This is a genomic window from Ralstonia sp. VS2407, from assembly GCF_052950655.1.
Genome location: NZ_JBRFVG010000002.1, coordinates 94112 through 119522 on the forward strand (window position 1 = coordinate 94112; position 25411 = coordinate 119522).

General features: G+C 65.1%; 21 protein-coding genes. 8 read left to right on the top strand and 13 right to left on the bottom strand.

Going from position 1 to position 25411, the window contains the following annotated elements; genetic code table 11:
* Positions 1-21 precede the first annotated feature (21 nt).
* From nirD to ACU8YE_RS03700, 5 genes are all read left to right on the top strand, one after another.
* Positions 22-360 carry a nitrite reductase small subunit NirD gene (nirD, locus tag ACU8YE_RS03680; protein WP_252694306.1) on the top strand — a complete coding sequence of 113 codons (339 nt, stop codon included), beginning with the start codon at positions 22-24 and terminating at the stop codon, positions 358-360.
* Between the two features lie 85 nt (positions 361-445).
* The gene (locus ACU8YE_RS03685) at positions 446-1678 is read left to right on the top strand and encodes an NAD(P)/FAD-dependent oxidoreductase (protein ID WP_446928117.1); all 1233 of its coding nucleotides are present in this window, start codon (positions 446-448) and stop codon (positions 1676-1678) included.
* A 290-nt stretch (positions 1679-1968) separates the two neighbouring features.
* Positions 1969-4734 carry a molybdopterin-dependent oxidoreductase gene (locus ACU8YE_RS03690; protein ID WP_446928118.1) on the top strand — a complete coding sequence of 922 codons (2766 nt, stop codon included), beginning with the start codon at positions 1969-1971 and terminating at the stop codon, positions 4732-4734.
* A 110-nt stretch (positions 4735-4844) separates the two neighbouring features.
* Positions 4845-5459, top strand: coding sequence for a DUF2239 family protein (locus ACU8YE_RS03695; protein WP_446928119.1), 615 nt, complete (start codon positions 4845-4847; stop codon positions 5457-5459).
* Positions 5456-6823 (top strand): MATE family efflux transporter, encoded by a 1368-nt coding sequence (locus ACU8YE_RS03700; protein ID WP_232039813.1) that lies wholly within the window; start codon positions 5456-5458, stop codon positions 6821-6823. Before ACU8YE_RS03695 ends, ACU8YE_RS03700 begins: the two co-directional genes overlap by 4 nt.
* A 53-nt stretch (positions 6824-6876) precedes the next feature.
* Here ACU8YE_RS03700 and ACU8YE_RS03705 read toward each other — a convergent pair whose 3' ends face one another.
* The 9 genes from ACU8YE_RS03705 to ACU8YE_RS03745 all read right to left on the bottom strand — a co-directional run bounded on the left by ACU8YE_RS03705 (position 6877) and on the right by ACU8YE_RS03745 (position 15906).
* Positions 6877-8523, bottom strand: a complete 1647-nt coding sequence (locus ACU8YE_RS03705) for a fatty acid--CoA ligase (protein WP_446928120.1) — start codon at positions 8521-8523, stop codon at positions 6877-6879.
* A 48-nt stretch (positions 8524-8571) separates the two neighbouring features.
* Positions 8572-8889 carry a Rieske (2Fe-2S) protein gene (locus ACU8YE_RS03710; RefSeq protein WP_232039811.1) on the bottom strand — a complete coding sequence of 106 codons (318 nt, stop codon included), beginning with the start codon at positions 8887-8889 and terminating at the stop codon, positions 8572-8574.
* A gap of 5 nt (positions 8890-8894) precedes the next feature.
* Complete coding sequence (locus tag ACU8YE_RS03715) at positions 8895-9614, bottom strand: DsbA family oxidoreductase (RefSeq protein ID WP_446928121.1); 720 nt, start codon at positions 9612-9614, stop codon at positions 8895-8897.
* Positions 9601-10176: an RBBP9/YdeN family alpha/beta hydrolase gene (locus ACU8YE_RS03720; RefSeq protein WP_446928122.1), complete on the bottom strand. Its 576-nt coding sequence runs from the start codon at positions 10174-10176 to the stop codon at positions 9601-9603. Before ACU8YE_RS03720 ends, ACU8YE_RS03715 begins: the two co-directional genes overlap by 14 nt.
* A 102-nt stretch (positions 10177-10278) precedes the next feature.
* On the bottom strand, positions 10279-11412 hold the full coding sequence (locus tag ACU8YE_RS03725) for a porin (protein WP_446928123.1): 1134 nt from the start codon (positions 11410-11412) through the stop codon (positions 10279-10281).
* A 57-nt stretch (positions 11413-11469) separates the two neighbouring features.
* Positions 11470-12318, bottom strand: a complete 849-nt coding sequence (locus ACU8YE_RS03730; protein ID WP_433867891.1) for a TauD/TfdA family dioxygenase — start codon at positions 12316-12318, stop codon at positions 11470-11472.
* A gap of 10 nt (positions 12319-12328) precedes the next feature.
* Entirely contained in the window at positions 12329-13309 is a 981-nt protein-coding gene (locus tag ACU8YE_RS03735; protein ID WP_446928124.1) for a quinone oxidoreductase family protein, read from the bottom strand.
* A gap of 129 nt (positions 13310-13438) precedes the next feature.
* Entirely contained in the window at positions 13439-14779 is a 1341-nt protein-coding gene (locus ACU8YE_RS03740; RefSeq protein ID WP_446928125.1) for an MFS transporter, read from the bottom strand.
* Between the two features lie 71 nt (positions 14780-14850).
* A complete protein-coding gene (locus ACU8YE_RS03745) occupies positions 14851-15906 on the bottom strand; it encodes a 3-keto-5-aminohexanoate cleavage protein (protein WP_440817740.1) in 1056 nt (351 codons plus the stop codon).
* 142 nt (positions 15907-16048) lie between these two features.
* Here ACU8YE_RS03745 and ACU8YE_RS03750 point away from each other — a divergent pair, with 142 nt between their 5' ends.
* Positions 16049-17113 carry an AraC family transcriptional regulator gene (locus tag ACU8YE_RS03750; protein WP_414561922.1) on the top strand — a complete coding sequence of 355 codons (1065 nt, stop codon included), beginning with the start codon at positions 16049-16051 and terminating at the stop codon, positions 17111-17113.
* On the opposite strand, the gene ACU8YE_RS03755 is transcribed toward ACU8YE_RS03750, so the two are convergent.
* Together ACU8YE_RS03755 and cls are read right to left on the bottom strand one after the other, a co-directional pair.
* A complete protein-coding gene (locus ACU8YE_RS03755; protein WP_446928126.1) occupies positions 17068-18330 on the bottom strand; it encodes an MFS transporter in 1263 nt (420 codons plus the stop codon). The two genes, ACU8YE_RS03750 and ACU8YE_RS03755, sit on opposite strands and share 46 nt — an antisense overlap.
* A 93-nt stretch (positions 18331-18423) precedes the next feature.
* Positions 18424-19857 (bottom strand): cardiolipin synthase, encoded by a 1434-nt coding sequence (cls, locus tag ACU8YE_RS03760; protein ID WP_232039801.1) that lies wholly within the window; start codon positions 19855-19857, stop codon positions 18424-18426.
* Between the two features lie 188 nt (positions 19858-20045).
* On the opposite strand from cls, the gene ACU8YE_RS03765 reads away from it, so the two are divergent.
* The gene (locus ACU8YE_RS03765) at positions 20046-21773 is read left to right on the top strand and encodes a phospholipase D-like domain-containing protein (RefSeq protein WP_446928127.1); all 1728 of its coding nucleotides are present in this window, start codon (positions 20046-20048) and stop codon (positions 21771-21773) included.
* Positions 21774-21850: 77 nt separating this feature from the next.
* Here the strand turns inward: ACU8YE_RS03765 and ACU8YE_RS03770 are convergent, their stop codons facing one another.
* The gene (locus ACU8YE_RS03770; RefSeq protein ID WP_024978581.1) at positions 21851-21991 is read right to left on the bottom strand and encodes an entericidin A/B family lipoprotein; all 141 of its coding nucleotides are present in this window, start codon (positions 21989-21991) and stop codon (positions 21851-21853) included.
* A gap of 289 nt (positions 21992-22280) precedes the next feature.
* On the opposite strand from ACU8YE_RS03770, the gene ACU8YE_RS03775 reads away from it, so the two are divergent.
* On the top strand, positions 22281-23849 hold the full coding sequence (locus tag ACU8YE_RS03775; RefSeq protein ID WP_342455340.1) for a methyl-accepting chemotaxis protein: 1569 nt from the start codon (positions 22281-22283) through the stop codon (positions 23847-23849).
* 58 nt (positions 23850-23907) lie between these two features.
* On the opposite strand, the gene ACU8YE_RS03780 is transcribed toward ACU8YE_RS03775, so the two are convergent.
* Positions 23908-25323: an EAL domain-containing protein gene (locus ACU8YE_RS03780; protein WP_414561930.1), complete on the bottom strand. Its 1416-nt coding sequence runs from the start codon at positions 25321-25323 to the stop codon at positions 23908-23910.
* Positions 25324-25411 lie beyond the last annotated feature (88 nt).

The following is a 25411-nucleotide window of genomic DNA, read 5'->3' on the forward strand; positions in this document are numbered from 1 at the left end:
ATAGAGGAAGAGGAGGACGCCATGCAAGCATCCCGTTGGACCCCGATCTGTGCCCTGGACGACATCGTTCCCAACACCGGCGTCTGTGCGCTGGTGGAAGGTGACCAGGTCGCCGTTTTCCGTGTGGGCGGCAACACACCGCAGGGCGTGTACGCCATCGGCAACTACGATCCAAACTCCGATGCCGCCGTGCTCTCGCGCGGGCTGGTCGGCAACCTGGGCGAACGCATCGTCGTCGCCTCGCCGATTTACAAGCAGCATTTCGACCTGACCACCGGCGAGTGCCTGGAAGCGCCGGCCAACTCCGTGCACGCGTACGCGACCAAGGTGGAAGACGGCAAGGTGTGGGTAGCGGCATGAGCCGCAAGCCGTAAGCAGTGAAGCCGGGGCCATGGCCGCCGGCACTGAGTGAATCAATGACCGACAACCTTCAGGAGAGGGCAGCATGAACGCCAAGACCGTACGCCCCAAGCTGGTCGTCATCGGCAACGGCATGGCCGGCATGCGCACGGTCGAAGAATTGCTCAAGCTGGCGCCGGACCTGTACGACGTGACCGTGTTTGGCGAAGAGCCGCACGGCAACTACAACCGCATCCTGCTCTCGCCCGTGCTGGCGGGCGATAAGCAGGTTGACGACATCATGCTCAACACGCGTGAGTGGTACGAGCAGAACCACATCACGCTGCACGCCGGCGACCCGGTGGTCGCCATCGACCGCCCGCGCCGCACGCTGCGCTCGCGCGACGGCGTGGAGATGCGTTACGACCGCCTGCTGATCGCCACGGGCTCGCGGCCGTTCATCCTGCCGGTGCCGGGGCACCTGCTGCCGGGCGTGATCGCCTTTCGCGACATTCAAGACGTGGAGACGATGCTGGAAGCGGCCCGCAACCACCGTCACGCGGTCGTCATCGGCGGTGGTTTGCTTGGGCTTGAGGCCGCGAACGGCCTGATGCGCCAGGGCATGGACGTGACCGTGGTGCACCTGCCCGACAGCCTGATGGAGCGCCAGCTCGACAAGCCGGCCGCCAAGCTGCTGCAGAAGGCGCTGGAAGCCAAGGGCCTGCGCTTCCTGCTGGGCGCACACACGGCGGAGCTGCTGGGCACCGACCGCGTGACCGCTGTGCGCTTCAAGGACGGCACCGAGATTCCCGCCGACCTCGTCGTCATGACTGCCGGCGTACGCCCGAACATTGAGCTTGCCAAGGCGGCCGGCCTGCATTGCGAACGCGCCATCATCGTTGACGACACGCTGCAGACCTACGACCCGCGCATCTACGCCGTGGGCGAATGCGTGCAACACCGCAGCGCAACGTTCGGCCTCGTCGCGCCCATCTGGGACCAGGCCCGCGTGTGCGCCGCGCACCTGGCCGGCGCCGGGCACCGCCGCTATGTCCAGCAGGCCACGGCCACCAAGCTGAAGGTCACGGGCGTGGACTTGTATTCGGCGGGCGACTTCATTGGCGGCGACGGCACCGAAGACATCGTGCTGCGCGACCCGCGCCGCGGCGTCTACAAGCGGCTCGTCCTGAAGGAAGACCGCATCGTCGGCGCGGTGCTGTACGGCGATGTGGCCGATGGCCCGTGGTACTTCGACATGATCCAGCGCCAGACCCCGATCACACCGATTCGCCAGCGCCTGTTGTTTGGCCGCGCGCTGTGCGAAGCCGAAGCCGCGTAATGAACACAGGTAAGACGCGAAACCGGCAACACCGCTTGCACGCTGTCGGTGTGGCCGTTGAAGCCCTAGATGGCGCCTTGAATTTCTGTTGCAGAGAGGAAAAAGGAAGGGAAACTGTTTGAGCGAAGCGAGTTTTTTCCTTCCCCTCTCTGCAACAGAAATTCAAGGGATGGGTCGCCATCTCGGGCGCGCCTTTCTTTGCTTACTTTCTTTGGCAAGACAAAGAAAGTGAGTCGCCCCCGGCAGGGGGTGAAACCAGGGATGCACCAATCACGCAAAGCAATACAGAGATGACGATGACCACCATCCCCATCCACCCGGTAGCCGATACGGTTGCCAAGACAGTGCGCACAACGTGCCCGTACTGCGGCGTCGGCTGCGGCGTGCTCGCGACCCCACAGGCGGATGGCAGCATCGGCATTGCCGGGGACCCGGCGCATCCGTCCAACGCCGGGCGCCTGTGCGTGAAAGGCTCGGCCCTGGGCGAGACCGTGAGCCTGGACGGCCGGCTGCTCTTCCCAGCCATGCGCGAGCGTTCGCGCGACGCTGGCGCTCCGCAACTGGCCAAACCTGCGCCATTACAGCGCGTCTCGTGGGACACCGCTCTCGACGCCGTCGCGCAAGGCTTTCGCCGCATCGCCGAAGAGCACGGCCCGGACTCCGTCGCGCTCTACGTCTCCGGCCAGCTGCTGACCGAGGATTATTACGTCGCCAACAAGCTGATGAAGGGCTTCATCGGCACGGCCAACATCGATACCAATTCGCGGCTCTGCATGTCGTCGGCCGTGGCAGGGCACAAGCGCGCGTTTGGCGAAGACCTCGTGCCCGTCTGCTATGACGATCTGGAAATGGCGGACCTCATCGTGCTGGTCGGCTCCAACACCGCGTGGTGCCACCCGATCCTGTTCCAGCGCATCGTGCGCGCCAAGGAAGCGCGGCCCGAGATGAAGGTGGTGGTGGTCGACCCGCGCCACACGGCCACGTGCGAACTGGCCGATCTGCATCTGCCCATCAAGCCCGGTACCGATGTGCGGCTTTTCAACGGCCTGCTGTCATTCCTCTCGCGGCGTGGCGTGGTGGACAGGAATTTCGTCACGCTGCATACCAACGGCCCCGACGCCGCACTGGAAGCTGCCGGCACCGAGAGCGAGGACGTTGAGGCCGTCGCCAAGGCGTGCAAGCTCAAACTCGACGATCTGCTGACCTTCTACAGCTGGTTTGCCGACACCGAGCGCACCATTACCGCGTTCTCGATGGGCGTCAATCAGTCGACGGCGGGCACGGACAAGGTCAACAGCATCATCAACTGCCACTTGCTCACCGGCCGCATCGGCCGCGCGGGCATGGGGCCGTTTTCGATTACCGGCCAGCCGAATGCCATGGGCGGCCGCGAGGTGGGCGGGTTGGCCAACATGCTGGCCGCACACATGGAACTGAACGAGCCGTCGCATCGCGACCTCGTGCAGACGTTCTGGGGCGCGCCGCGCATGGCCGACAAGGTGGGCCTCAAGGCGGTCGACCTGTTCAACGCCATTGAAGACGGGCGCGTGAAGGCCGTGTGGATCATGGGCACCAACCCCGTGGTCAGCCTGCCCGATGCGGACCAGGCGCGCCGTGCGCTCGCCAAGTGCGAACTCGTCGTCGCTTCCGACATCGTTGAAGCCACCGACACGACCGAGCTGGCCGACATCCTGCTGCCCGCGCTCGGCTGGGGCGAGAAGGATGGCACGGTGACGAATTCGGAGCGCCGCATCTCGCGCCAGCGAGCCTTCCTGCCCGCACCCGGCGAGGCACGCGCCGACTGGGACATCATCGCCGACGTCGCCCGCCGCATGGGTTACGACGGCTTCGACTTCAAGAGCGCGCGCGATGTGTTCGACGAACATGCGCGCCTGTCCGCTTACGCCAACGGTGCGAGCGGCATTCGCCGTGCCTTCCACCTCGGTGGCCTGGCGGGGCTCGATGCTGAGGCATATGACGGCATGTCGCCGGTGCAATGGCCCATCGCAACATCGGGCAACGGCGAAGCGCGCCTCTTCAGCGATGGCCGCTTCGCCCACGCCGATGGCCGCGCGCGCTTCGTACCGACGCCCGCCCGCGCACCCGCGCATGCGGCGGACGGTGAATATCCGCTCATCCTCAACACGGGCCGCGTGCGCGACCAATGGCACACCATGACGCGCACCGGCCGCGCGCCCAAGCTGGCGGACCACATACCCGAACCGTTCGTCGATCTGCACCCGCACGATGCGCTGCTGGCCGGCGTGCGCGAGGGTGGCCTGGCGCGCGTGTCGTCGCGCTGGGGCAGCGTGGTGGCGCGTGTGCGCATGACGGGCGGCATCGCGCGTGGCAGCGTGTTCGTGCCGATCCACTGGAACGGCCAGTTTGCATCCGATGCGCGCGTGGGCGCGGTCGTCAATCCCGTGGTCGACCCGGTGTCCGGTGAGCCCGAGTTCAAGCACACACCGGTGATGGTCGAGCCGTTCGATGTGGCATGGCACGGCTTTGTGCTCTCGCGCCGCGCACTCGACACCGACGATGCAACGTGGTGGACGCGCATTCAAGGCAAGCAGTTCGTGCGCTATGAACTGGCCGGCCGCCAGCAGCTTGGTTCCGTGCACGATTGGGCGCGCGCGCTGCTGGGCGTAACCGACCCACACGCCGACTGGCTCGAATACGAAGACACCACCGCGCGTGTCTATCGCGCTGTGCACGTGGTGGATGACCGCATCGAAGCCTGCGTGTTTTTGTCACCGCGTCCGGATCTGCCGTCGCGCAACTGGCTCGCGGGCCTGTTCACGCAAGAGCGTCTCGAAGACCTCGACCGTGCGGGCGTGCTGCTCGGCCAGCCGATCGAGGCGGGTGTCGATGTGGGGCCGACCGTCTGCTCGTGCTTTGGCGTGGGCCGAAACACCATCTGCGATGCCATCTGCACCAAGGGCCTGCAAACCACCGGCGAGATCACGGCGTGCCTGAAGGCGGGCGGCAATTGCGGCTCGTGCGTGCCGGAACTCAAACGGCTGCTTGTGGAGGCGCGCGTGCAGCAGGCGGCGTGACCTTTGCGTCGCGTTACACGCAATATCGCTTTTATGCCCGGGTAATATTGACATCCAATTAAACCCGGGTAGAATGCGTTCCTGTTGAAACTTCAGCAGGAGCGCTTCTCATGGATGCCGCAACAATCCACGCGTGCACGGCCTTTGCCGGCACCCAACGCCTGGCCGGCGGACCCGTCCGCGATGTCGCACGCGCCGTCAAAACGCACCTCGATGCCCACCCCGAATCGCAGGTCCTGGTGTTCGACAACACGAGCGCGCACCCGGTGGAATTCGATTTGCGCGGCACGGTTGAAGACGTGGTTGCGCGCATCGATCAAGCCGCCCCATCTGCCGCTGAACCTGCTGAATCTGAAAGCCGCCCGCGCGGCCCTGGCCGCCCCAAGCTGGGCGTGATTGCCCGCGAGGTGACCTTGCTACCGCGCCACTGGGATTGGCTGGCCGCGCAGCCGGGCGGGGCGTCGGTTACGCTGCGCAAGCTGGTGGAAGACGCGCGCCGCGCCGCCGAAGGCGCCGACCGCCGTCGCGTTGCGCAAGAAGCGGCGTACCGCTTCATGTCAGCCATGGCGGGCAACGCCGCGGGCTTTGAAGAGGCCACGCGCGCCTTGTTTGCCGCAGATGCCGCGGCGTTCGAATCCCTCACACACACCTGGCCCGCCGACGTGCGCGACTTTGCGCGCGAACTGGCGAGCCAGGCATTCAATCCTCAACAGGAGGCTGCATGACAGCGCCTGCTGCTCGCCCGTTGTGGCGAACATTCATCGCATTCCTCGGCCCGCTGATCCTGGCCAACATCCTGCAATCGTTGTCGGGCACGCTCAACAACGTCTATGTCGGACACATGCTGGGCGTGAAGGCGCTCGCTGCGGTGTCGGCGTTCTTCCCGATCCTGTTCTTCTTCATCGCCTTCATCATCGGGCTGGGCTCCGGGGCGGCGGTGTTGATTGGGCAGGCCTGGGGCGCCAAGAAGCCCGAGGCGGTCAAGACCGTTGCGGGTACCACGCTGTCGGTGGGCTTCATCGTCGGGCTGGCGGTGGCGCTGCTGGGCGGGCCGTTTGCCAACGCGCTGCTGGGTTGGCTCGGCACGCCGGCCGACATCCTGCAAGACGCCACGCTCTACGCCAGCGTCATGCTCTATGCCATGCCGGGCCTGTTCGTTTATCTGCTCGCCACGGCGATGATGCGCGGCGTGGGCGACACGCGCACGCCGTTGCGCACGCTCGCGCTGTCGACGGCGATCGGGCTGGTGCTGACGCCGACCTTCATTCGGGGCTGGTTCGGCTTGCCGCAACTGGGCGTCGCAAGCGGCGCCGCGGCCACCATCATCTCGTTCACGATCGCGCTGGTGTGGCTCGCATTCTTCCTGCGCCGCCGCAATCATCCGCTCGCCCCCGATGCCGTGCTGGCGCGGCACCTCTGGGTCGATGTTGGTGTGCTCAAGACCGTGCTGAAGATTGGCGTGCCGACGGGCGTGCAGCTCGTGGTGATCTCGATTGCCGAGCTGGCGCTGCTGTCATTCGTCAACGGCTTCGGGTCGGATGCGACGGCAGCTTACGGCGCCGGCACGCAGATCATCAGCTACGTGCAGTTTCCCGCCATGTCGATTGCAATCACGGCGTCGATCCTCGGTGCGCAAGCCATCGGCTCGGGCAATACAGAGCGGCTCGACGCCATCACGCGCACCGGCTTGTGGCTGAACGTGGCCATTACCGGCGTGCTGGTGGTGATGGCGTTGCTGTTCTCGCGCGCCGTCATCGGCTGGTTCACAACCAACACGGAAGTGATGAGCCTTGCCCAGAGCCTGCTGCATATCTCGCTGTGGAGCTCGGTCATCTTCGGCATGGCGAGCGTCTTCTCGGGCGTGATGCGCTCAAGCGGCACGGTGATGGCGCCCACGGCCATTTCCATCCTCGCCATTGCGGCGGTGGAAGTGCCGGTGGCCTGGGTGCTGAGCCGGCATATCGGCACCGATGGCATCTGGGCTGCGTACCCGGCCGCCTTCCTCGCCATGTTCGTGATGCAGGGGCTGTATTACGCGCTCGTGTGGCGCCGCCGGGCGCAGCGGTTCGGCATCCGCCGGATGGTTTGACGACATCCACGCCGGCAGCCGCCGTGCTGCCGGCGATGAAACGCCCGCGAGTCTTACGCCACGTTCTCGCGCAAGGCCTTCTTGTTGATCTTGCCAACGCTCGTTTTGGGCATCTCTGCAACGAAGGCGATACGGTCCAGCCCTGGCACGGCGTATTTGCTGATGCGTTTGGCGTCGGCGTGTGCCAGCAGGCAATCGCGGATAGCCTCCGCCTTCAGGCGCGCCCCCGGCTTGCCAACGACAAACGCCATTGGCCGTTCGCCCCACTTGGCGTCGCGCACGCCGATGACGGCGCTCTCCTGCACGCCCGGTACCTGGGCAATCAGGCTTTCCACTTCAATGGACGACACCCACTCGCCGCCGGTCTTGATGACGTCCTTGATGCGGTCGACGATCTGCACGAAACCATCGGGCGTCATGACGGCGATGTCCTGCGTGTGCAGGTAGCCGCCCGCCCACAGCTCTTCCGACGCTTCCGGCTTGTTGAAATAGGCCTGCGTGAGGTAGGGCGTGCGCAAAACGATCTCGCCCTGGTGCTTGCCGTCGTGCGGCACATCGCGCAATTGTTCGTCGACGATGCGCAACTCGGCCAGCGGCACGGGGCGCCCAGTGGCGCAGCGCATGCGGATCTCCTCCTGCCGGTCTGTCGGCTTGCGGCCCGCCGGCAGTTGTGCGAGCGCCACCACGGGGCCGGTTTCGGACATGCCATAACCGGCAAACACGTCAATGCCGCGATCAAGCGCCGCCTCGCACAGGGCCGGAGACAATGCCGAGCCGCCGATCAGCACCTTCCACCCCGACAGGTCATGCATGCCGCCTTCCGACGCTTGCAGCAGCATCTGCAGCAGCGTCGGCACGCAATGCGAGAAGGTCACGCGCTCCGTGTCGTGCAGCTTGAGGAGAAGGTCAGCTGCGTAACGGCCCGGCAGCACGATCTTCAAACCGAGCATGACGGCGATGTACGGCATGCCCCACGCCAGCACATGGAACATCGGCGTGATCGGCATGTAGACATCTTCTCGGTGCAGGCGCTGGCCATCGCGCGGTGCGCACAGCGTCGTGGCAGTTGCCATGGTATGCAGCACGATGTCGCGGTGGCTGTAGCTCACGCCTTTCGGGTCGCCGGTCGTGCCGGTCGTATAGAACGTTGCGGCCCGCGTGCGTTCATCGAAGTCGGCAAATGCGAAGTCGGGCGAGGCATGGGCGAGCAGCGCCTCGTACTCGCCCGCCACCGGCAGCGGGGTGTGCGGCATGGGGGCGTTGTCGGCCAGCACCACAACGTGGCGCACGCTCGTCAGGCCGTCCCAGATCTCTTCCAGCAGTGGCACGAAGTCGGCTTGCACGAGCACGACTTCGGCCCGCGCATCGTTGAGCGTGTAGAGGATCTGCTGAGCTGACAGCCGCACGTTCACGGTGAACAGCGTCGCGCCCATCATCGGCACGCCGAAGTAGCACTCGAGGTAGCGGTGGCTGTCCCAATCCATGACAGCCACGGTTGAGCCGTGTTGAACTTCCAGCGTGCTCAGTGCCGACGCAAGCCGGCCGATGCGTTCGCGAAACGTGCGATAGCTGTAGCGCAGCGCACCGCGATAGGTGATTTCCTGCTCGCCGTAGAGGCATTGCGCATTGGTCAGCAGGTGCTTGACGAGCAGCGGATAGGTGTACGCCGAAGGTGTCGGGGTGATGAGGTTCGCGTGCATGATCGGGAAGGCGTTGTTCGGTATGCAGGTTCGTACGGGCGTGGCGGTTCAGGCAGCGTCTTCCAGCTGGATGACGATGTGCCCGTCGGTCTCGTGAATGGCGTAGGTCTTCAGACACAGGCCACCGGCGCCGGGCATGCAGCCGGTGGCGAGATCGAAGCGCAGGCCGTGCGCCGGACACTGCAATACGTTGCCATCCAGGCGCCCCGAGGCCAGCGAAGCCCCGTTGTGCGGGCAACTGTTGTCGACGGCATGAAGCCGGCCTTCGATGTTGAGCAGGACGATGCTGCGACCGTTGACGAAGACGAGCTTGCGGTCTCCGGCGCCTAGTTCGCCGGACAAGGCCACGGTGACATTGGATGCCATGGTGCTCACTGCGCTTCCTCTTGCGATTGCAGTGGCGATTGCGACAGCGCGTTCTGCATGGCGTGCACGAGCGTGCTTGCCGGATGCGCACCCGAGAGCGCGACGTTCGAGTTGAAGATGAAATGCGGCACCCCGGAAACGGTCACGCCGCGACCGATTGGCTTGCAGACGCTGGGTGGGCCCGCATCGAGCACCATGGCCCGGGCGATGGTGTGCTCGACCTCCAGGCGTTGCAGCACGTCTTCGTTACCGATGTCTGCGCCTTCCACAAAATAGGCGCTGAAGATGCGTTCGATAAGCTGGGCCGGATGTCCGCCCGCGTCGACCCGGCGATATTTCCGAACTACACCGTGCGCGCGCTCGGTATTGGGCAGGACGTTGATGCGCGTGAAATCGAAGTCGATGCCGGCGGCTTGCCCGGCGCACTGCACCTCAGCGCGCCGCATCGAAACGGCAGTGGGGCTGCCGAGGCGGCTGAGGTAGAACGCCTGGTAGGGCAGGCCTTCGAGCGGAGTGTCCGGCAACAGCGGATACGGGCGCCATCGCACCTTGGTCTTCACCTCCGGATGCAGCGTTGCGAGCATGCGCAGCGCGCTGGCCAGATGGCGCGTACCGATCCAGCACCACGGACAGATGAAGTCGAAGAAGACATCGATCGTGAGCGTTGCGCGCCGACCGTTCGCGCCGGCCGGCATTCCCCGCACGGGTGGGTCAAACGAGTTCATGGATCAGCGCTTCCGCCATGGGCCAGGGGCCAAATCCCGCGGCGGGGTTCAAATGGCCGACATCTCCCAGATCGACCAGGCGGCTGCCCCAGTCGGCGGCCATACCGGCCACGCGCTCGAACGATGCCAGCGGATCGTTCCGGCTGGCCGCGACGATGCTCGGAAACGGCAACGGGCGCCGCGGGCAGGGCAGCCAGCCATTTTTCTGCAGCACATCCTGCGTGGGGTAGCCCGACGGCAACTGCGTCTCGAGATCGGCCGGGGTGGCCAGCAGTGCGCCGTGGATCTTGCGCGCGTGCCGTTTCGCCCAGTGCACGGTGATCATCACGCCCGCGCTATGCGCCACCAGGATCACCGGCCCGTCGATGGCGGTGATGGCTTTGTCCAATGCTGCCACCCGTGCCGCGCAGCTCAGTCGGTCGACTTCCAGAGGCGGGACTGAGGCAGCCTTGTGGCCTGCAGCCCGGAGTTTGGCTTCGAGCAACGTCTGCCAGTGTTCGGCCACGTGGTCGCGTAGGCCGGGCACCATGAGGATGGTGGGAGAAGTGTTGGACAACGTCATGATGAAATGCCATGAAGAAAAAACGAGGAGGTCACCCTCCTCGAATGCCGACCGGGGAGACGGCGGAGCCCGCCTCCCGAGGTGCTTTTGGGTACCGGCCGCTCAGAACTTGTGGCGGATGCCGACGGCCGCGCCGAGCATGCTGGTCTTGCCGGCACCCAGGCCGTAGCCGGTGGCGTTAAGGTCCACCGTGGCTTGGTCGAGCGCCAGGCCCGCGTTGCGCGCATAGGCCGTGGTCAGGTACAGGTCGGTGCGCTTGGAAAGCGTGTAGTCGGCAATGAACGCGACCTGCCACGGGTTGGCCTGTGTGGACGGGGCGCTGTTGATGGTCTTGATCTTCTGGTACGAGTATTCGAGCGAGAGCATCAGTGCGTTCGTTGCCTGGTAGTTCGCGCCGGCCCAGAAGTAATCGTCGCGCAGCGCCACGCTGCCGTTGGCGTTCTTGTTCTGGCCCCAGCGGTAGCCGCCCATGATCTTGAGCACGTCGCCAAAGAGGTAGCTGCCCGCCAGCGCTGCCTTGCGCACCGTGCCGGAGCTGAATGCGCCGCCACCGAGCGGGGTGCTCGGGTTGTACTGGTCATACGCAAACGTAACGCCCAGCGGCCCGCCCGAGTAAGCCACCCCCGCGCCATAGCCGCTGTCGCGCCGTGCTTGGCCCGGCACTTCGCCGTTGCCGCCGCCCGTTGGGTTGGCGCTCGGCGCGCCGGTGCCGAACGACCAATGGGCCTGCGCAGTCACCGGGCCGAAGTTGCCGGTGTACATGGCCGTGTTGTCGGAGCGAAAATTCACGCCGGTCTGTACGGCCGCCGGTTCGTACTGCGTGGAATACGCCATCGGCTCGAAGTTGGCCAGCAACTGGAACAGCGTCGTGTACTGGCGGCCGAAGGTGAACTGCCCGATCGAACTGCTCTTGAGCCCAACGTAGGCCTGACGCCCGAACAACCGGCCGCCTTGTTGCGATTGGCCCGTGTCGCTCGCAAAGCCGCTTTCGAGCACGAACAGCGCGCTCAGTCCGCCGCCAAGATCCTCCACGCCGCGCAGGCCCCAGCGCGAACCCGACAGCCCGCCGCTTTGCATCGACACGCGGTTGCCAGAGCTGCCCGGCGTGGCGCCCGCCAGGTTGGTCGCGTATTCGATATTGGTATCCACCACGCCGTACAGCGTGACGCCGGATTGCGCGCAGGCCGCGCCGGCGCAGGCCAGCAGTGCCGCAGGGGCGATGTGCTTCGTCTTCATGTTGCAGGGTCTCCTCTTGGTGTTGTCGCCGACGGGTCCGATGTGTCCCGACGGTCGTTAGAACGGCTTGCCGCCGATGATGCCGGCGCGTTCCATCTTGCGATGGCACGGCGCGTAATCCATAACCGCGTAGTGCTGCGTGGCGGTGTTGTCCCAGATGGCCACGCTGTTGGGCCTCCAGCGCCAGCGCACCTGGTATTCAGGAATGTAGGCCTGGCTGATGAGGTAGCGCAGCAGTTCAGACGCGCCGCCGGTAGCGTCCTGCCCAAAACGCACGCGCGCGGGTGTGTGGTAGTTCGTGAAGTGCGTCGTGAAGCCGTTCACGTACAGCACCTTTTCGTCGGTCTCGGGGTGTGTGCGCACCACGGGATGTTCCGGATCGGGGTACTGCGCCTTGAGTGCGAGACGCTTTTCGATCGGCATGACCGCGCCAAAGCTGGCTTCGATGCTGTGGCGGGCACGCAGGCCGGCAATGTCGCGCTTGACGTCGTCGGGCAGCTTCTCGTACGCCAGCACCATGTTGGCCCACATGGTGTCGCCGCCAACGGGCGGGCATTCCACGCAGCGCAGCACGGCACCAAACTGTGGTGCCTCGCGCCACGTGGTGTCGGCGTGCCAGCAGTTTTCGTAGCGGTCGTTCGGGTGTTCGGGCGTCTTGTAGATGCGCACGAGGCCGGGGTGCTCGGGGTCGCTGCCGGCCACCGGATGGTCTTCCAGATCGCCAAAGCGGCGGGCAAACGCGACGTGCTGCGCGCGGGTCAAGTCCTGATCGCGCAGGAAGATCACGCGGTGCTTGAGCAGCGCTGTGCGGATTTCGCCAAACAGGCCTTCGTCTTCGATCGCGTCAGCCAGTTGCACGCCGGTCAGCTCGGCACCCAGGGCGTTGGTCAGTTGTTCGATGCGCATGACGGCCCCCTCAGATGACGAACACGGACGAGCCCGTCGTCTTGCGCGATTCAAGATCGCGGTGGGCCTGCACGGCGTCTTCCAATGCGTAGCGCTGGTGGATCTCGATCTTGATGCGACCGGCGGCTACATGGTCGAACAGCTCGCCGGCAAGCTCGGCTTTCTCGGCTGGGTCAGCGATGTAGTCGGCCAGGGCCGGGCGCGTGAGGTAAAGCGATCCCTTCATCGCCAGCAATTGCGGGTTGAACGGCGGGATCGGCCCCGACGCCGTGCCGACGCACACCATCAGGCCGCGTCGCTTGAGCGAATCGAGCGAGGCATCGAAGGTGGCCTTGCCCACGCTGTCGAACACCACGTTCACGCCCACGCCATCGGTGAGTTCGCGCACGCGCTTTGCAACGTCTTCGTGCGCGTAGTTGATGACGTGGTCGCAACCATGTGCACGGGCGATATCCGCCTTGGCTTCGCTCGATACCGTGCCAATCACGGTTAGCCCAAGCAACTTGGCCCACTGCGAGACGATGAGCCCCACACCGCCGGCGGCCGCATGCAGCAGGATCGTGTTGCCCTTCGCGAACGGGTAGATGCGGCGCAGCAGGTAGGCCGACGTCAGGCCCCGCATGGTCATGGCGGCGGCGGTTTCGCAGGCAATGGCGGCGGGCAGCTTGATCAGCGGTGCGGCCGGGATCAGTCGCTCGGTGCTGTATGCGCCCAGCGTGTTGATGAAGCCGGTGTAGGTCACGCGATCGCCCACGGCGACGTTGCTCACGCCATCACCCACGGCTTCAACGATGCCTGCCGCTTCAACGCCCATGCCGGCGGGGCGGGGTACGGGGTAGAGCCCCGAGCGGAAGTACGTATCGGCAAAGTTCAGGCCGACGGCCTCGTGGCGCAGACGGACCTGCCCCGGGCCGGGCTTGCCGACTTCGACGGTCTCGCAGCGCAAGACCTCGGGGCCGCCGGTTTCATGAAAGCGGACTGCGGTTGCCATGGGTATCTCCTTGGTTCTTTTCGGATGTTCGGGGTGCGCGCCGCCCGCGCGCCTCGCTTAGGAGACGCGGTCAAAGCGGAGAGGGGATGGGTGCCTTGAGGGCGGCGCGCGGTTAGCGGAGCAAGGCCGTCATGCGGAAGCCACGGCAGTGGGTGCGGCGGCGGGTGCTGCGTCGATCGGCACGTTGGCCACGCGCTTGAGTTCGGCTTCGTAGCTGCGTGCGGCCAGCAGGAAGCAGCCCGCTGCAACCACACCGAAAATCGGCATCACGGCCAGGGCGGTCTGCAGGCCCCACGCATCGGACATGGCGCCGCCCACAAACGGCCCGATGGCCAGGCCGAACAGGTTCTGGAACAGTGACAGCACCGCGGCGCCCGTTGAGCGCACGCCGGGGTGCACCACGTCGAACACCACGCTCGAAGCCGGTGCCACCGTGCACGTCATCAAGAAGCCGCCAAAGGCGATCATGAGGAACTGCTGGTTGGCGGGCATGGTGGTACCGAACGCCGTCATGAACACGAGCAGCGTGACCACGGCCAGCACCGCCACGGCAATCAGCCGGTTGCGCTGGCGGCGTGCTGCAACCAGATCGGCCACCACACCCCATACGAAGGCGCCCAGCGCGCCGCACAGAACCACCAGCGCGGCTTGCATGGCGGCACGGTCCGGCGGCGTGCCGTGATAGCGATTCAGGTAGCTCGGCAGCCACGACCAGATGGTCGACACGACGATCAGCTGGAACGCAGCGCCCAGGCAGGTCCACCACAGGGTGCGCGAGCTGGTGAGCGCCCCTGCCACGCGCTGCAGGAGCGTGCCAGCGGGCTGCCGCGCTTGCGTGCTACCCGGTGCCATCGCCACCGTTTTGTAGTCCGGCACGAACACATAGAGCAGTGCCAGCAGCAGGCCTGGGACACCCACCACGCCAAACGCCGCCTGCCAGCCCCAGCGCGCTGCGATCACGCCACCGAGCAACACGCCCAACACCGACCCGACGGATGCCGCGGCAAAGAAGGCGCCCATCAACGTGGCGCGCAGGCGCTTGGGAAACAGGCTGGCAATGAGCGCCGCGCCCACCGAGCCGTAGCCGGTTTCACCCACGCCCACGATGGCGCGCGCGGTGAAGAGCTGTCCGTAATTGCGCGTGAACATGCAGGAGATCGTTGCCAGGCTCCATACCGTGGCCATCACGACGATGCTCTTGACGCGGCTGAAGCGGTCGGCCAGCAGCGCTACCGGCAAGCCGCCCACCGCCACCACGATCGAGATGACCGAGACGAGCGCGCCAAGTTGCTTGTCGGACAGTGCCCAAGCGGTTTTCAGATGCGGAAACAGCGACACGATGACTTGCCGGTCGATGTAATCGAACAGCATCAGTGCAAAGGTCATCGCAAATGCAAACCACGCCTGGGGGCGGCTGACGAGGTAACCGTCTTCGTGGTCTGCGCGCAGGTCGGCGGCATGCAGATTCATGGTTGTCTCCGAGTGGCGGCGCTTGCGTTGAGCGCCGTCTGTGTTGGCCCGGTGATACTGCGGCTTCTAGTTTAGGCCGCGCGCAGCGGCAGGTTTTTCACGTTCGGGGCACGGTTGGGGGACATGCCGTTCTTCGCCAGCGTTTCTTCCACGCTGTCATATTGCACGCCGATGCGGTAGATGGCGCGAGCCTCCTTGCCGCTGGCAATCTCGCGGCCCAGTTCATGCGCCACGCGCACGCACTGCTTGATCTGCTGTACGGATGTCATGCGGTTGCCGTGCTGATCGATGATCGTGTCTTCAATGCCGCAGCGCGGGTGCAGGCCCATTGCCATGGCCATCATGTTGAAGGGCAGCACGTTCTTGAGCAGCGACTCGGCCGTCAGCGTGCAGCCATCCGGCGCGCGGTGGATGAAGTTGAAGAAGTTGAACGGGTTGGGGCCGTCGAAGCCGCCGCCAATGCCGATCCACGTCAGGTTGAGCGGGCCCTTGTAGACGCCTTTGCGCACCACCCGTTCGAGCGTTTCCAGCGCGTGGATGCCGGTCAACTGGAAGTGCGGTTGCACGCCGGCGGCCTGCAGACGGCGCAGGTGTTCCTCCAGCCAGGCGGGGCCGGCGGGCACGGTCATTTCGGCATAGGCTGCGGCCAGCGCGGGATTGGCCAGCGAGGTGCCTTCCAGATACGCCGGATACAGCAGCTCCATGATGTTCATCTGCGTGGTGTTGACCGCCACCGTCACCTGGTCGGGCGACGGCGTCAGGTCGGCCAGCATGTGGCGGGTGTCGTCCGACAGCCACTTGGCGGCTTGCCCTTCGTCTTCCGGCGCAAACGAAATCGAGCCGCCCACCTGGATGATCATGTCGGGCACCGCCGCGCGCACGCCGGCAATCAGCTCGTTGAATTTCGACAGCCGCTTGGAGCCCTTGCCGTCCAGCTCGCGCACATGCAGGTGCAGGACCGTGGCGCCAGCGTTGTAGCAATCGACGGCCTTCTGCACCTGTTCTTCCATTGTCACCGGGATGTCTTCTGGAAAATCTTCCGGCATCCATTCCGGGCCGTACGGCGCAACGGTAATGACGACCTTGTCCTGGTTTTCGGGGTGCAGCGAATCATCAAGGAATTGCATGTGGGGGCTCCTGTAGGGGATGTCTCGGCTGGACTTCACTATAAGGAAGCGGTAGCTTTGAATTTCTCATTTGGCGCCAAGTTTTTTTCTTTTGGTGCCATTCCGTGTAAACACCAAGACGGTTCAAAGCCCACAGAAACCTATGGAAACGATGGTGCGTGCCCGGTCGCTCAACGGCTACTTCCAGGTCGTGCGGCGGCTCGGTTTCAACCCGCAGGAGGCACTGCGTCAGGTGGGGCTGGATCCGGCCAGACTGACCGATCCCGAGCAGCTCGTCTCGGTCGTGGCGACATGCCAGTTGATGGAGATCACCGCCGTCAACGCCCCGTGCCCGACGCTCGGGCTGCAGATGGCCGAGGCGCGTCAGGAACTGGATTTCGGTGTGCTCGGGTTGTTGCTGGCGCACAAGCGAACGCTGCGCGAAGCGCTGCAGGCCATCATCCAGTACCGCCACCTGCTGAACGAGGCGCTGGCGATCTACCTGGAATCCGACGGCGACATGGTGGTCATTCGCGAAGAGGTCATCACCGAGACGCCCGTGCCGCTGCGGCAGGCCAACGAGCTGGCCGTTGGCGTGCTCGCCCGGACGTGCAGTGCGCTGCTGGGCGTGCACTGGAAGCCGCGCAGCATTCACTTCTCGCATACCGCCCCCGGTGACCTCAGCTTGCACAGGCGCGTGTTCGGCTGCCCGATTGTGTTCGGCAGCGACTTCAACGGCATCGTCTGTTCGGCTGCCGATCTGGACAGGCCCAATCCCGCTGCGGATCCGGCGCTCGTACGCTATGCGGAAAGCCTTGCGGAGCCGCTCAATGTATCGGCGCAGGAGGCGGTGGTACAGGATGTGCGCCGTGCGATCTACCTGCTGCTGCCGCTGGAGCGTGCGTCTGTCGAGCAGGTGGCGGACCACCTCCACCTGAGCGTGCGGACCTTGCAACGGCAGCTAGAACTGGCCGGCATGACGTTCTCTGACCTGGTGGAAGAGGTGCGGCACAACCTTGCCGTCCGCTACATGGCCAACCCCAGCTATCGGATCGGGCGGGTGGCTGCGCTGCTCGGCTATACGCGGCAGGCGTCGTTCACGCGCTGGTTCATCGCCCACTTTGGCATGACGCCGCGTGCGTGGCGCGATGCCCAGCGCGGTGACCGGACTGGCGATGCGGCTCAGGCAGGTTCGAGCCCGGCCGACGTATCGTCCGCACGCGGCTGACGCGCCAGGCGCACCGCCGGCGATTGCAGAATGCACAGCAACTGCAGTGCAAAGCCCGCCACCGCCATCAGCAGGCACGCCCCCGCACCAGCGTGTGCGGCAACCCACGCGGCCATTGCCGCGCCCACCGGCCGAGCGCCATACGACATCACATTCACTGCGGATACACGCGCCAGCAGCGCGGGCGGCGTCACCGTTTGCCGAAGCGTGGTGGTGCTCACCACCCAAAGAATCGGCCCGCAACCCAGCAGGAAGAAGCCGGCCTGTGCCAGCGCCGGCCACGGCTGCCAGAGGGTGGCCGCAAGCAGCACACCGCCCGCCAGTCCGCACACGGGGCCAGTTGCCACCACATGACCGAAGCGCCAGCGCGCGAGAATCCGCGCGGCCAGCAGCGCGCCGACCACCATGCCCGCGCCGTACATGCCGAGCGTCAGCCCGATCGCCTGCGCAGAGAGGTTCAAGCGATGCGCCGCATACGGAACGAAGATGGCAAACACCATGAAGAACGCCATGGTGAAGAGGCATTGCGTGATGAACGCCGGCCGCAGCAGCGGGTGTTGAAACACGAAGCGCGCGCCTTCGGCGATGTCCCGCAGCGGGTGCGCCGCGCGCCGTGCCACGGGCTCCGGAGCCGTCACACCTGCCAGTAGTGCCGCAGCCATGGCGGACAACGCCGCCGCCAGCGCGAATGCTGTCATCGAGCTGGTCCAGCCGATCAACGCACCGCCGATAGCCGGCCCGCACGCAAATGCAATCGTACGCGCCAGCTCGATGCGGCCGTTCGCGCGCGCAAGCATCGCTGCCGGCACAAGCGCGGGCACCAGCGCTGGCGCCGCCACGCTGAACACCACCGTGCCGCACACGGCAATAAAGCCCAGCACCCCCAACGTGGCCAGGTTCAGCCGCCCGGCCACCAGCAGGCCCGCCACAACAAACAACGCCAGCGCGCGCACCGCCTCTGCACCGGCCATCAATGCGCGTTTGGGCCAACGGTCCGCCAGCATGCCCACGGGAATGGCAAACAGCACGAACGGCAGCGTGAGGGCCACTTGCAGCCAGCTTGCAGTGCTGGCGTCGGCATGCAGGGTAAGCACCGCAACCATTGGCATGGCGGCCAGCGCAATCTGTTCGGCCGACTGCGCGGCCAGGTTGGAGCCCGCCAGCCGGTTGAAGCCCGGCGGCAGGCGGTCGACAGCAGAGTCATGGGGATCGAACATCGCATACTCCTGAAAATGTTCACTTCAGGGTAGGGATGGCGATGTCTGGATGCGCTCCGCTTCTTGCGGGCAAATTCCGGAGCGCGGTCGTGGCTACAAGATGGGAGCGAACAGCTTGGCCACGTGCATGATCACGCGGCGCAGCGGGTGTGCACGTTCGTATTCGTCGCGGCCAACGCGGGCAGCTTCGGCAAAGTCGACTTCGAGCATCTGTGCGACGTCATTGGCGAAGCGCGGGTCGGCGGTCATGATCATCAGCTCGAAGTTCAGGCGGAACGAGCGGTTGTCGAGGTTGGCACTGCCCACGGCGGCAGCTTCGTCGTCGATCAGCACGACCTTCTGGTGCAGGAAGCCGGGCAGGTAGCGGTAGATTTTCACGCCTGCGCGGATCGCCTGATATGCGTACAGCGTGGAGGCCAGGAACACCATGTGATGGTCCGGCCGCGAAGGGATCAGGATGCGCACATCAACCCCGCGCAGCACGGCCAGGCGTAGCGCGGCAAACACGGCTTCGTCTGGTATGAAGTACGGCGACGTAATCCACAGCCGCTTGCGCGCCGACTGAATGGCTTCCATGAAGAACAGCGAGCAGGTTTCCTGCTTGTCTGCGGGGCCACTGGCGACCACCTGGCAGACCATGTCTTCTTCGGGCCGCAGTTCGGGCACGATCAGTTGCGGCACTTCGCGCGCAGCCCAGTACCAGTCTTCGGCAAAGGTGAGCTGCAAGTCCATCACCGCGGCACCGACAATCTCGATATGCGTGTCGCGCCACGGTGCAAGCGGCGGCTTTTCCCCCATGTATTCGTTGCCGACGTTGTGGCCGCCAACGTAAGCGCGCTCACCATCCACCACCACGAGCTTGCGGTGGTTGCGGAAGTTGAGCTGGAAACGGTTGACGAACCCGGCGTGCGTGGAGAACGGCTTGGCCAGCACGCCGCCTTCAATGAGGCGCTGCACATAGCGGCGGGGCAGCGCATGGCAGCCGATGCTATCGAAGAGAAAGTACACCCGCACCCCGGCACGTGCGCGCTCGAGCAGCAGTTCGGCCAGGCGGCGGCCGAGCGTGTCGTCATGCACGATGAAGAACTGTACGATCAGCACGCGCCGCGCCTGTGCAATCGCCGCAAAGATGGCATCGAAGGTTTCCGCGCCGTTGATGAGCAGACGCACGCGATTGCGCGCCAGGCACGGCGTGCCGGTCAGGCGCGGCAAGGCCTGCATGCAGGTGTGCTGCGGGGCGACCACGCTGGATTCATGGTCGCGCAGGCGGCGCCAGTCGTCGGAGAGGGTGATTTCTCGCAGGCGGGCGTTGTGAAAGCGTCGCGCATCCACATAGCCGGCAAAGGTGCTTCGCCCAAAGATCAGATAGGGGATCAGCGTGAATTCGGGCAGCGTGACGAGCGAAATGGCCCACGCGATGGCACCCTGTGACGTGCGCACGGTCAGCACGGCATGCATGGCCGCGAGCACGCCCACGCAGTGCACAAAAAAGAGGAAAGTGGCAAATGCCGTGGTGTTGGTCAGCATTGAAGGCAGCAGGGGGGGAACAGCACACCGTTGGGCATTTTGACACGCCCGGGGTGGCGTCGGACAAACACGGATACTGCCCCGGCTGATATCTCGCGTAGTCTGACCGTGGCGTCGGTTCAGGCACGCCGCATGCTGGTGTGAAGTCAACGTCCTCTCGACCTGCCGTAACCAACACGACATCGAACATGCACGGGCACCCGAGGAACCTCCCGATCGCGTATCTGCGCGCCTGGTTTGCGTGTCTGGCCATCGCGCTGGTGACGGGCTGCGCAAGCCTGCCCGACCACGTCGATCGCCCCGTGACAACGGCGCTGCCCAATGCCGAATCGGCCACCTCGCTCGGGCGCCTGGCGCAGTCGAATGCGCCCTCGGCGGATGTGTCCGGCTTCCGGCTGATCCCGTCGGGCGAAGAGGCCTATGCCACGTTGCTCACGCTGGCCGACCGGGCCGAGCGTACGCTGGACTTGCAGTACTTCATCATTGCCAGCGACAACAGCGTGCGCGAGCTGATGCGCCATGTGCGGGCCGCTGCCGACCGCGGGGTGCGCGTGCGCATGCTCGTCGACGATCTTCACAGCGATGGGCGCGATCTCGCTTTTCTGAAATTCTCGTCACACAAGAATATCGACGTACGGCTGTTCAACCCGTTTCCAGGCGGGCGGATGTCGAACGTCACACGGTACTTGAGCGGCGCGGCTGAGTTCCGCCGCGTCAATCGGCGCATGCACAACAAGGCTTTCATTGCTGACAACGCGCTGGCTGTCACGGGCGGGCGCAATCTGGGCGCTGAATATTTCACGCAGAACCAGACCACCAACTTCGTCGATCTGGACGTGCTGGCCGCAGGGCCGGCGGTGCGTCAGCTGTCGTCGGCGTTCGATGCGTACTGGAACAGCGAATTCTCCTATCCGGTGCAGGCACTGGCGCCCGAGCCTAGCAAGGCGCGTCCGCCCGAGCCGAAGGAGGGCAACTATCCGCCGCCGGTGACGATGCCGCATCGCCCGGAAGGGCCGCCGCAGCATATCGATGTGCCGACCCGGCCGATCGACATGGGCTCCGGTTCGGCCAAGCCGGCATCCGATCAGACGATCTCGCAGCTCGAGCAACGCCGCAACCAGACCGATCTCGCCAGCCCGGCGCCGGAGCAGCCCTTGCCGCTCAAGCCCGCTCCGCGCGATTGGTTCCTGGCCGATCAGATCGCCCGTGGCCGCCTGCGCCTGGAGTGGGCCCCCGCGCAAGTGATCGTCGATCGTCCGGCCAAGGTATCGGGTGACGAGGTGGAACCTGGCGGCGAGCGTCTCGCCCAGACTTTGCTGCGTTTGATTGACGAGGCCAAGCGCGAGGTGGTGCTGATTTCGCCGTACTTCGTGCCGGGCAAGCGCGGCGTCGAGGTGGCCAAGCGCCTGCAGGATCGGGGCGTGCGGTTGCGTGTGCTGACCAACTCGCTGGCAGCGACCGACGCGCCCATCGTGCATGTGGGCTACGCGAAATATCGCGGGGCGCTGATCGACGACGGTGTCGAACTGTACGAACTGCGCCCGACGCTGGGCGATCGCCCGAAGATGATCGGCACGTTCCGTTCGTCGCAGGCGAGCCTGCATGTGAAATCGATCGTGGTGGATCGCACCACGCTGTTTGTCGGCTCGATGAACATCGACCCACGCTCCATCGGCCTGAATACCGAAACGGGGTTGATCATCCGCAGCCCGGTGCTGTCGGATGCGGTCGCCAAGCTGTTTGACGAGTCGGTGCGCGACAGCGCCTACCGGGTGACCAACGACGACGGCCATCTGCGCTGGACCACCCACGAGAACGGCAAGGAGGTCGTTGTCGATCACGAACCGGAAGTGGGCCTGGGCCGCCGGACGTGGATCCAGATGTTGGCGCCGTTTACCCCGGAAGAGCTGCTGTAGCGGCTCCAAAAGAAAAACGCCGCGAACTTGCGGCGTTTCTTAACTCAAGCCAGGGGTTCCCCCCGGCTGTCCCTTCATTACATCTTCTGCTTGGTGTTGTCAGCAGCGTTTTCCAGTTTCTGGCCGCCCGTCTGAATATCCTTGCCCATGCCGGCCATCGTGTTGCAGCCTGCCAGGACGACGCAGCCCAGGGCCAGCAGCGCGATCAGTTTCTTCATCTCGATCCCCTAGTGAGCCGTGCGGTATCCCGCACGATGTTTGCGTAATTGCCACCCCAACGGTGGCGCAACCCGCATTTTAGTGCCACCTCGCGCACGCGGGGTGCGTGGGCCGCATCTTTTTTACTCCTTGCATATCACTTGCGGCGCATTCCGGACATTCGTGGTGATGCCCTCTATTTCTGGCGTCGCCTGCCGTTAGCACCTTTGGGAGTGAACAGGGTGCCTGAAGAGGGGCGCCGGAAGAGGATCTCGGCGCCGCACGGCCCAACCATGCAGGGGAAAACATATGTGGAAGTGGATGGATACGAGCATTCGCACGCGGCTGACGTTCCTGGTCGCGGTATTTGCAGTCATGATCGCCGTGGTGGGTTTCGCCGGTATCACGACTGGCCGGGCCACCAATGAAGATTTGCGCGCCGTGTATCTGGAAGATGCCAAGGGCCTGGACCTGCTGGCAAAAGACACTATCAACCTGCTGTGGGCGCGCATCCACCTGACCAATTTCGATGCGGTCTCGTCGCCTGAGGAACTCAAGAAGCTGCTGTCCGATGCGCACACGATGGTCAACACAGCCAACGATGCCTGGGCGCAGTTCATGAAGCTGCCGATTGCCGATGCGGATCGCGCCCAACTGCAAGCCGCCGACGCGGCACGCACCAAGTTCGTCAAGACGGCGCTGGAGCCGGCCATTGCCGCCCTTGAGCGCAGTGACCTCACCACGTACCGTGAGCTGAACACGAACCTGGTGCCGAAGCTCTTTGTTGACTACGACTCGGCGCTCGGCCCCCTGGTCGGGGCGCGCTTCAAGTACGGCCAGCAACGCTTTGATCATTCCCAATCGCGCTACGCGATGAGCATCTGGATTTCGGGTGGTTTGCTGGCCGCCGCGCTGGTGCTGTCGGTGGTGGCGCGCGGCGTGCTCGGCCGCACGGTGGTGCGTCCGCTGGAGCGCGCCATTCAGGTGTTCGAGCGCATGGCATCGGGCGACCTCGCCACGCGCATGGAAGGCCAGACCGCCGCGGGGCGCCGCGACGAAACTGCACGCCTGATGCACGCCGTATCGTCCATGCAAACGAGCCTGCAGCAGATCATCGGGCAGGTGCGCACGGGCTCGGATTCGATCGCCAGCGCCACCAAGCAGATCGCCGCGGGCAATGCCGACCTGTCGCAGCGTACAGAGCAACAGGCTTCGTCGCTGGAAGAAACGGCGTCGAGCATGGAAGAGTTGACGAGCATCGTGAAGCAGAACGCCGACAACGCGCGTCAGGCAAGCACGCTGGCCGTCAATGCGTCAGATATTGCGGTCAAGGGCGGGGAAGTCGTAGGCCGCGTGGTGGACACGATGGCCGGCATCAACGAAAGCAGCCGAAAAATTGCCGACATCATCGGCGTGATCGAGGGCATTGCGTTCCAGACCAACATCCTCGCGTTGAATGCCGCGGTGGAAGCCGCACGCGCGGGCGAGCAGGGCCGCGGCTTTGCTGTTGTTGCCGGTGAAGTGCGCAGCCTTGCACAGCGCAGCGCCACGGCTGCCAAGGAGATCAAGGAACTGATTGGCGATTCGGTGGGCCGCGTGCAAAACGGGTCGACTCTGGTGGCTGAAGCCGGCACGGTGATCGACGAGGTGGTGGTGGCCGTGCGCCGTGTGACCGACATCATGGGCGAGATCAGCGCTGCGTCGGAAGAGCAGAGCAGCGGCATCGAACAGGTCAACCAGGCCGTCACACAGATGGATCAGGTGACGCAGCAGAATGCAGCGCTGGTCGAACAGGCTGCGGCTGCGGCGGAATCGCTGGAAGAGCAGGCTGAAGCGCTGCGCAGCGCGGTGGCGGTCTTCCGCGTCGAGCACGTTTAAACCGCTCAGATACACTCAATAGCGCCCTTCCGCTTTGCAGGCGGGAGGGCGTTTTCTTTTACGGCATCAGATCGCGTGCGCGCTCGGCAATCACGTCTTGTGTGTCGTCGATCCAGCGGGCAGGGAAGGGCTGCGAGAGCAGGTAGCCCTGGATGACGTCGCACCGGCAGGCACGCAAGGCATGGAGCTGCGCGGCGGTTTCCACGCGCGTGGCGGTGACGGGCACGCCCGCGCCATGCGCGGCAGTCACCAGGCGTTGCAGCACCGCGTGATCGCTCGCGTTGGTCACTGCGTTGACGATGGCCTGATCGAGCTTGACCTGATCGGGGCGGAACGTTGCCAGGCAATCAAGGCTGTGCGCGGTGGCACCAAAATCTTCCACAGCCACGCGTGCACCGCAGGCGTGCAGGGCTTCCACGGCCTTTTGCGCGGAGCCGTTGGCACGGTGCAGCGTGTGTTCCGATATTTCGAAGACGAGGCGTGTGGCCGGCACCGCGTGGCGTGCGGCAATCTCGCGCACCACGTCGCTCAATTGCGGATCGAGCAACTGCGCAACCGACAAATTGACGGCCGCATGCACGCCCGGCTGGTGCCGGCTGTTGCGTCCCGCGCGCTGGGATTCCTCGCGCAGCAGCCCGGCCAGCATCTGGGCGGCGTTGTCGAGCACCCAGTGGCCCACCTCGCGAATGTCGCCCGTCTGCTCCAGGATCGGCAGAAAATCGGCAGGCGCCACGACGCCCAGTTCCGGTGAAATCCAGCGCAGCAAAAATTCGTAGCCGACGATCCGCCCGTCGGTGAGGCTCAGTTGCGGCTGCAGGTTCAGGCTGAACTGGCGGCGCGCTAGCGCATGGCGCAGCCGGGCGGCCAGGCGTGGATGCTCGGCGGCGGCGTCGTATCGGTCAATGGCGGCGGTGTTCCCGCCTGAGACCGGAGGCATGGCCGCCGGCGCATACAGCGCCGGGCTTTGCTCGGCACCATGCTGGACCCCGTAGAGCGCCCGGTCGGCCTGTTCAATCAGCCGCGCTGCATCGGAAGGCATGGTCTCGAAAAGCGTCATGCCGATGCTGCACGAGCAGACCAGCTCGTAACCATGCGTGATGAAAGGTCGCGTGAGTGCCGCGGAAATCCGCCGCGCGAGGTCGTGCACGTCTTGTGCCGAGACGAAATCTGCGCAGGCAACGGCAAAGGTCTCGGGGCCGACGCGCCCGACGATGGGTGCGATGCCATCCGCCGGCGGCACGCTCAACGCTTCAAGCCGCGATGCACATTCGACGATGACCTCTCGCGCGGCCAGGGGTCCGAGCGTGTTGGTCGCCTCGGCAAAATGGTCGAAGCCGATCAGCAACAGTGCGCCAACTGCGTCCTGGCGCGTGGATTGCGGCATGGCAGCCAGCAGCCGGACGAATTGTTCGCGGTCCGGCAATCCGGAGATCGGATCCAGACTCGATGGCGCGGCAGACCTTGCGCGGCTCATAAATGGGGATCGTCCTGCAAATGCCTTTAAAACGGAAATACGTGCACTCGGCGCACTTTCAATTGTATAGCTTTGTCACAAACACGCG